Consider the following 7,599-nt stretch of genomic DNA (forward strand, 5'->3'; position numbering starts at 1 on the left):
AGCGGCGACCAGCTCGGCCGCGCCGAGCCCGGCGAGGGCCGCGGCCACGCCGGCAGCCGCCGCACGCCCGAGTCCGGCCGAGCCGGACCGCACCGGCCCCGCAGGCGGGGAAGCCGGGGGAGGAGGGGGCGAGGACACGTCGCTGCTGGCCATTCCATCAGCTTAGATTCACGGCCTGTGAGTCCTCCCGCAGGGACACTTGATGGTCGAGGCCAACGGGTTTATCGTCCCACTGTCCATGCTCAACCGGAGGAGAAACCATGCTTGGTCCCATCGAAATCCTGGTCGTCGAATTCCCCGGAAACAAGTTCACCGGAGAGATCATGCCGGCACTGAACGATCTCGTCGATTCCGAGACGATCAGCATCGTCGACGGCCTGTTCGTGATGAAGGATGCCGAAGGGTCGATCACCTATTCGGAATTCGAGGAACTCGGTGCCAACGTCGATGCGTCGGCGCTGACCCAGGTCATCGACACGACCAACGGGCTCCTCTCCGACGACGACGTGCAGGAGTTGGCGGCGAAGCTGGACGACAACTGCTCGGCGGCGATCCTGGTCTTCGAGCACACCTGGATCAAGCCCCTGCGGAACGCCATCGTGAATTCCGGGGGAATACTCGTCGACACCGTCCGGATCCCCGGAATGGTCGTCGAGGAAGTGCTCGAGGCCTTGGCCGAGACCGACAGCGACACGGACTAGCTTCTCCGCAGACCCCACCAGCACACGTTGTGACACCGCCCGGCGTGTCCGGGCCCGATGAAAGGAAAACAATGCCTCGACGAATGGGCCGACCGGGCCTGGTAGGCACCATGGCCCGCACCGCGGTGGTGGCCGGAACGGCGACGGCCGTCGCCGGCAACGTGAGCCGGCGGCAGCAGGGCAGAGCCGACCAGCAGGCCGCCGAGCAGCAGGCGGCGGCTGACCAGCAATACCAGCAGCAGGCGGCGGCCGAGCCGCAGTCCCAGCAGCAGGCGGAGCCGGCACCGGCCCCGGACGACCTGAGCGCGCAGATCGAGCGACTGGCCAGCCTGAAAACGGCCGGCGTCATCAGTGAGGCCGAGTTCTCGGCGGCGAAGGCCAAGCTCCTCGGGATCTGATCGCCAGAACGGTTCACCGGCTGCCGGGCGCGGAGCGGATGCCCAGTGGAATAGGGCAGGATCGAAGGATCATGGCAACCCTCACCGCGCTCCCGCACGTCACCGACCCCGATGTGCTGTTCGAGGCCTTCGAAACGTGGGCGGGGGAGCAGGGACTGTCGCTCTACCCCGCGCAGGAAGAGGCCCTGATCGAGATCCTCTCCGGGGCGAACCTGATCCTGAGCACCCCCACCGGCACCGGAAAATCCCTGGTCGCCGTCGGCGCGCATTTCGCCGCACTCTCGGCCGGAAAGCGCACCTTCTACACGGCGCCGATCAAGGCGCTCGTCAGCGAGAAGTTCTTCGCTCTGGTGGAGATCTTCGGCGCCGAGAACGTGGGCATGATGACCGGGGACTCCTCGGTGAACTCGGACGCCCCGATCATCTGCTGCACGGCCGAAATCCTCGCCAACCTCGCCCTGCGGAACGGCGAGGACACCCCCGTCGACCAGGTCGTGATGGACGAGTTCCACTTCTACGGCGACCCCGACCGTGGCTGGGCCTGGCAGGTGCCGCTGCTGCTCCTGCCCAGGGTGCAGTTCATCCTGATGTCGGCCACCCTCGGCGACGTCACCTTCATCGCCGACGACCTGTCTCGCCGCACCGGGCGGCCCACCGCCGTCGTCACGGGCGTGGAACGGCCGGTGCCGCTGCACTACTACTACGAGACCACGCCCGTGCACGAGACGGTCGAGGAGTTGCTGAAGACCGGGCAGGCCCCGATCTACATCGTGCACTTCGCCCAGGCGGCCGCGCTCGAGCGGGCCCAGGCGCTCAGCAGCGTCAAGGTCGCCACCAAGGAACAGAAAGAGGCGATCGCCGAGCTGATCGGCGAGTTCCGCTTCACCACCAGTTTCGGCAAGACCCTGTCCCGGCTGATCCGGATGGGCATCGGCGTGCACCACGCCGGCATGCTGCCCAAGTACCGCCGCCTGGTCGAGCAGCTCGCCCAGCGCGGTCTGCTCCGCGTCATCTGCGGCACGGACACTCTCGGCGTCGGTATCAACGTGCCCATCCGCACGGTGCTCTTCACCGCGCTGACCAAGTACGACGGCGTCAAGATGCGTCAGCTCAACGCCCGCGAGTTCCATCAGATCGCCGGCCGCGCGGGCCGGGCCGGCTACGACACGGCCGGCACGGTGGTCATTCAGGCACCCGATCACGAGACCGACAACCTCAAGGCCATCGAGAAGGCCGGCGACGACCCCAAGAAGAAGCGCAAGATCATCCGGAAGAAGGCGCCTGAGGGATTCGTCTCCTGGGGTGAGCCCTCGTTCCAACGTCTCGTGGCAGCCGAGCCGGAAACCATGCACTCGAGCATGCAGTTGACCGCGGCCATGCTGATCAACGTGATCGGGCGCGGTGGCGACGCATTCAGTCACGTCTACGACCTCATCTTCGACAACCACGAACCCTGGAAGCGGCAGCTCGCGCACGCCCGGCGTGCCCTGGGCATCTACAAGACCCTGCGCGCGGCCGGGATCGTGGAGCAGAGTGCGAACGGGGACATCCGGCTGACAGTCGATCTGCAGCCGAACTTCGCCCTCAACCAGCCCCTGTCACCGTTTGCGCTCGCCGCGTTCGATCTGCTCGACGCCGACCCCGACGTGGCAGGTCCCGGCAGCGGCCACTACGCCCTCGACATGATCTCCATCGTCGAGGCGACTCTCGACAACCCGCGCCCGGTGCTGATGGGTCAGCAGTTCGCGGCCCGCGGCGAGGCCGTCAACGCCATGAAGCGCGAGGGAATCGAATACGACGAACGGATGGCCCTGCTCGAGGAGGTGACCTGGCCCAAGCCGCTCGAGGAGCTGCTCGAGTACACCTTCGCCACCTACAAGGAGTCCCAGCCGTGGATCGCCGACTTCGAACTAAGCCCGAAAACGGTCGTGCGCGACATGTACGAGCGGGCCATGTCGTTCGGCGAGTTCGTCGCCTTCTACAAGCTCGCCCGCAGCGAGGGCGTCGTGCTGCGCTACCTCTCGGACGCCTACCGGGCCGCCCGGCAGACCATCCCGGACGACGCCAAGACCGAAGACCTGCTGGACCTGATCGAGTGGCTGGGCGAGCTGGTGCGCCAGGTCGACTCCAGCCTGCTCGACGAGTGGGAGGAGCTCATCCACCCGGACCTCGCCGTGCACGCGCAGGGGGCGCAGTCGGTGCTTCCGCCCGCGCCGCGGCGCCTGAGCGACAACACGCGCGCGTTCCGTATTCTGGTGCGCAACGAACTCTTCCGACGGGTGCAGTTGGCCGCGCTCGAGAACTACGACGCGCTGGGTGAGCTCGACCGGGAGCACGGCTTCCACGCGGATGCCTGGGGCGACGCCATGGACGGCTACTACGCCGAGCACGATGAGCTGCTGACCGGGGCCGATGCGCGCAGCGCGAACCTGATCATCCTGGACGAGGGAGCAGCAGTCTGGACCGTGCGGCAGATCTTCGACGACCCGGCGGGGGATCACGACTGGGGCATCAGCGCCACGGTCGACCTGGCTGATTCCGACGAGTTGGGTGCCGCCTCGGTGCGGGTCACCGGGGTGAATCGCCTGTAGGGCGCGGGCGGCCGGGAGCGGCGCCGGGAGTACCGTGGGAGCATGACGCAGACGCCAGCATCCGTCGCCCCCATCCGTACCGGCCTGATCGGGTTCGGCACATCCGGGCGCGTGTTCCACAGCCCGCTCCTCGCCGCGAATCCCGAGTTCTCGCTCGACCTGATCGTGACCCGGGACCCGGCTCGTCGCGAGGTGGCCGCCGAACGCCACCCGGACGCGGGTCTGGTTTCGACCGCGGACGACGTGTTCGCCGCGGCCGACGACCTGGACCTGGTCGTGATCGGATCGCCGTCGGGCACGCACGTCGAACTTGCCCACGCGGCCCTCGACGCGGGGCTCGCCGTGGTCGTCGACAAGCCGTTCGCGGTGACGGCCCGGGATGGCCGGGCGTTGATCGAGAAGGCCGAGCGGCTGGGTCTGCTGCTCACCGTGTTTCAGAACCGGCGCTGGGATGGTGACTTCCTCACCCTGCGCGGGCTGCTTGACGCCGGGGCGCTCGGGGAGGTGCGCCGGTTCGAGTCCCGATTCGAGTGGTGGAAGCCGGAGCAGACCAAGGCGTGGAAGGTCGGCGCGACCATCGGGCAGGGCGGCGGCGTGCTCTTCGACCTTGGCGCCCACCTGATCGACCAGGCGCTGCAGCTGTTCGGCCCGGTCGACAACGTCTACGCGGAGACCCTCACCCGGCGCCCGGGCGGGGCCGCCGACGACGACACCTTCGTCGCGCTGCACCACGGGTCCGGGGTGCGCTCCCACCTGTGGATGAACGGGATCGCGGCGCAGGTCGGCCCGCGCTTCCACGTGCTTGGATCCGAATCCGGCTACACCAAGTGGGGACTCGACGGCCAGGAGACCGCCCTCGCGGCAGGAGCCCGACCGACCGATCCGGGCTTCGGCGTCGACCCGGAGTCCGCCTGGGGAGTGCTCGGACGGGACGGTGCGCTGACCCGGGTCCCGGCCGAGCGCGGCAACTATGCGGCGTTCTACACGGGACTCGCCGACGCGATCCTGCGCGGGGCACCGGTCCCGGTCGACCCGCGCGACTCACTCCGCACGATCGCCCTGATCGAGCGCATCAACCTGCTGACGCACTAGCCGGACCCATCCCTGCCCTTCCGGGTGGTCGAGCCTGTCGAGACCCGGTGGCACGGCCCCGGGACGTTCGCCGAGGGCCACACTCTTCGCGGTGCACGGTGGTCGAGCCTGTCGAGATCCGGTGGCACGGCCCCGGGACGTTCGCCGAGGGCCACACGCTTCGCGGTGCACGGTGGTCGAGCCTGTCGAGATCCGGTGGCACGGCCCCGGGACGTTCGCCCAGGGCACACACCCTTCGCGGCGCACCCTGTGGAAGCCGGCGCACGTTCCACGGTGCGCCGGCTTCCACAGGGTGCGCCGTGAGCCGCGGGTGCGGCACCGGATGCCCGGACGTCGCCTCAGGCGTGAGCGGCGGTGCCATCCGGCACGTCGGCATCGATGTCGGTGCTGGGCTCGGTGTCATCCCTATGGTCGTGCGCGCCGTTGCCGCCTCCGGCCGGGTCGGTCTCGGTCGACGTCACCACGCTCGGGGCGACGCGGAACTGACCAGGGTCACGCCTAATGCGCTGGGAATGTGCCCACCGGCACTCTAGCCGGTCGTGGTCCAATCGAGGTTGATCACGTCGCGGATGTAGATATCCTCCCCGAGGCCCGACACCGATGGGTTCATCCGCAGCAGCTGTTGCATCGGCACATTGAACCGTTGGGCGATTGCGAAGAAGTCGTCGCCTTCCAGCACGGTGTAACTGATCGGGGCGCCTGCTTCGTCCGTGATCGGGGCACCCCGGGCCCCTGCCGTGGCGCCAAGGTCGACGGCAGGGCCTTCGGGCAGAGGCTCGGCCGGCACCGCCTCGGCATTGGGCGTGATGGTCGGGTTCGGCACCACCTCGGCCTCGGGCACGGGCGTCGGCGTCGGGGTCGGTGTGGGTGTGGGGGAGGGAGTCGGGGTGACGGTCACGGTCGCGGTGACTACCGGGGCCGGGGCGCCGGCGCAGCCGGCCAGACCGAGCGGGAGCAGCAGCAGAGCGGCCAGGGCGACCCTGGCCCGGGTGCGAGCGGATGTCGGTCGTGCAGAAACCATCGGATGTCCCCCTCGAAGACGTACCGCTCGTTCCCCCGAGCAGATGCTGCCAGCTTAGGCCTCGGGACGCGGTGTCAGGAGTCGAACGGGGTCAGCACTCGATCACGTTGACCGCGAGCCCGCCCTCGCTGGTCTCCTTGTACTTGGTCGACATGTCCAGACCGGTCTGGCGCATCGTCTCGATCACGGTGTCGAGTGAGACGAGGTGTGTTCCGTCGCCGTGCAGGGCGAGGCGGGCGGCCGACACGGCGGTCGACGATGCGATGGCGTTGCGCTCGATGCAGGGTACCTGCACGAGCCCGCCAACGGGGTCACAGGTGAGCCCGAGGTGGTGCTCCATCGCGATCTCGGCGGCGTTCTCCACCTGCCGCGGTGTGCCGCCGAGCACGGCGCAGAGGGCGCCGGACGCCATCGCGCAGGCCGAACCCACCTCGGCCTGACAGCCACCCTCGGCCCCGGAGATCGAGGCGTTGGCCTTGACGAGCGACCCGATGGCTACGGCGGTGAGCAGATAGCGACGGATGCCCGCGGCATCCGCTCCGGGCACGAAACGCAGGTAGTAATGGCCGACCGCGGGAATGATGCCGGCCGCGCCGTTCGTGGGGGCGGTGACCACACGCCCGCCGGAGGCGTTTTCCTCGTTGACGGCGAGGGCGAACGCGTGCAGCCACTCGGTCGAGGTGTCGCGTTCGCGCAGCGGCAGCCGATCATATTCCTCAAGCTGCATGCGTACCGCTGCGGCACGGCGCTTCACTTGGAGGCCCCCCGGGAGGATGCCCGTCGCCTCGAGCCCGGCCTCCACGCAGACGCGCATGGCGTCCCAGATGGCGTCGAGGCCGGCGTTGAGCCCGTCGGCGCCGTGGATCGCTTCCTCGTTGGCACGGGCGATATCGCAGATGGACACCGCGTAGAGATCGCAGAGGGCGAGGAGTTCGGCGCTGGAGGAGAACTCCCGCGGCTGGGGCACGCATTCGGCACGCCCGACCGGGTCGCCGTCTCGGCGGATGAAGCCGCCGCCGATCGAGTACCAGGTCTCCTCGAGCAGGGGCAGGGCGTCGTGCCCCCAGGCCGTGAGGGACAATGCGTTCGGGTGGCCCGGCAGCCGGGTGCGCGCCTCGAAGGTCACGTCGTCCTGCCGCACGGGGATCGGGTGGCTGCCACCGAGCAGAAGAACGGCGTCGTCGGCCAAGCCGGACCACGCCGAACGAACGTCATCCGGGTCGCAGGTTTCGGGGCGGAGCCCCGCGAGGCCGGCGAGGACCGCGTCGGGCGTTCCATGCCCGAGCCCGGTCGAGCCGAGCGAGCCGAAAAGGGAGCAGCTGATCCGGGCGACGTGGGGCAGCAGGCCCGCGTCACGGAGGTGCTCGGCGAACGTGAGCGCGGCCCGCATCGGGCCGACCGTGTGTGAGCTCGACGGGCCGATCCCGATGGAGAAGAGGTCGAGTGCCGACACGTACGCAGTCATCGGACCATCGTAACCGTGCCCCGGCGGGGCCCCGGGTCGAAACGCGTGAGCCGGCACGAACTTGACACAGCCTCGGATAGCGGCAGACTGCAACACAGAGCGCGAGCTCCTGCGCTGTCGCTTGCCAAGCCAAAGGGGCCGATGATGACGTTTCCCCGAACCCTGTCAGTCGTGAGTCTGGCCGTTGCCGCTTCCCTTCTGGTCGGCCTGCCTCCCGCGCACGCGGCCGATACCCAGGTGGTGGTGCCGGATGTTGCGGATACGTATACGGGGTCGTCGGCGCCGTTGTCGGAGAATGGGTTGAGTGCGTCGTTGGCCGTGTATGGAACGC

At 68.8% G+C, this 7,599-nt stretch carries 8 protein-coding genes; 5 read left to right on the forward strand and 3 right to left on the reverse strand.

The window, feature by feature from the left end:
- The first annotated feature begins 260 nt into the window (after positions 1-260).
- From E3T49_RS05725 to E3T49_RS05740, 4 genes are all read left to right on the forward strand, one after another.
- Positions 261-701, forward strand: a complete 441-nt coding sequence (locus tag E3T49_RS05725) for a DUF6325 family protein (protein ID WP_134424006.1) — start codon at positions 261-263, stop codon at positions 699-701.
- Positions 702-772: 71 nt separating this feature from the next.
- Complete coding sequence (locus tag E3T49_RS05730; protein ID WP_241972675.1) at positions 773-1,099, forward strand: SHOCT domain-containing protein; 327 nt, start codon at positions 773-775, stop codon at positions 1,097-1,099.
- 71 nt (positions 1,100-1,170) lie between these two features.
- Entirely contained in the window at positions 1,171-3,690 is a 2,520-nt protein-coding gene (locus E3T49_RS05735) for a DEAD/DEAH box helicase (protein WP_241972676.1), read from the forward strand.
- Between the two features lie 42 nt (positions 3,691-3,732).
- Positions 3,733-4,782, forward strand: a complete 1,050-nt coding sequence (locus E3T49_RS05740; RefSeq protein ID WP_134424008.1) for a Gfo/Idh/MocA family protein — start codon at positions 3,733-3,735, stop codon at positions 4,780-4,782.
- 338 nt (positions 4,783-5,120) lie between these two features.
- Here the strand turns inward: E3T49_RS05740 and E3T49_RS16725 are convergent, their stop codons facing one another.
- From E3T49_RS16725 to E3T49_RS05750, 3 genes are all read right to left on the reverse strand, one after another.
- Positions 5,121-5,243 carry a hypothetical protein gene (locus tag E3T49_RS16725; protein WP_277613088.1) on the reverse strand — a complete coding sequence of 41 codons (123 nt, stop codon included), beginning with the start codon at positions 5,241-5,243 and terminating at the stop codon, positions 5,121-5,123.
- Positions 5,244-5,311: 68 nt separating this feature from the next.
- Entirely contained in the window at positions 5,312-5,803 is a 492-nt protein-coding gene (locus E3T49_RS05745) for a LysM peptidoglycan-binding domain-containing protein (RefSeq protein WP_134424009.1), read from the reverse strand.
- 91 nt (positions 5,804-5,894) lie between these two features.
- On the reverse strand, positions 5,895-7,268 hold the full coding sequence (locus E3T49_RS05750; RefSeq protein ID WP_134424010.1) for an L-serine ammonia-lyase: 1,374 nt from the start codon (positions 7,266-7,268) through the stop codon (positions 5,895-5,897).
- A gap of 144 nt (positions 7,269-7,412) precedes the next feature.
- Here E3T49_RS05750 and E3T49_RS16410 point away from each other — a divergent pair.
- Positions 7,413-7,599: hypothetical protein (locus tag E3T49_RS16410; RefSeq protein ID WP_206750821.1), on the forward strand; the 187-nt coding region annotated here is incomplete at its 3' end.

This window comes from Cryobacterium cryoconiti, assembly GCF_004403065.1.
GTDB classification, from domain to species: Bacteria; Actinomycetota; Actinomycetes; order Actinomycetales; family Microbacteriaceae; genus Cryobacterium; species Cryobacterium cryoconiti.